This is a genomic window from Adlercreutzia sp. DFI.6.23 (assembly GCF_024462535.1).
GTDB classification, from domain to species: Bacteria; Actinomycetota; Coriobacteriia; order Coriobacteriales; family Eggerthellaceae; genus Adlercreutzia; species Adlercreutzia rubneri.
This window is the reverse complement of sequence record NZ_JANGBP010000544.1, coordinates 1-299: the sequence shown is the minus strand read 5'-3', so window position 1 is coordinate 299 and position 299 is coordinate 1. Positions and strand designations below refer to the sequence as shown.

The 299-nt window shown below is 67.2% G+C and carries 1 protein-coding gene; it reads right to left on the bottom strand.

Annotated features, from left to right (window positions below):
* Window positions 1–299 (bottom strand): hypothetical protein (locus NE591_RS14515; protein ID WP_256157018.1); only part of this gene is annotated, 299 nt, incomplete at both ends.

The following is a 299-nucleotide window of genomic DNA, read 5'->3' as shown; positions in this document are numbered from 1 at the left end:
CTCAACCGTGCACAGACCGTTCTCGTCCTTCTCGTGCAGGCACAGGCCGCACTTGTCGCACAGGCCGTCGGCCGCCGTCGTGGCGGTGTCCTCATCCACGTGCTCGCACTCCACGTCCTTGGAACCGCCCGGCTGGGAGGCGTAGGTGGCGTAGGCGCCGGAGGTCGTGGAGGACTCGCTTTCGTTGGCCATACGCGTCAGCACGATGAGGTCGCCGGCCTTGCGCATGGCCTCGTTCAGGTTGTCCGTGGCCGGCAAGGTGTAGTCGCCGGCATGGCTGGCGGCATCCTCCACGTTCG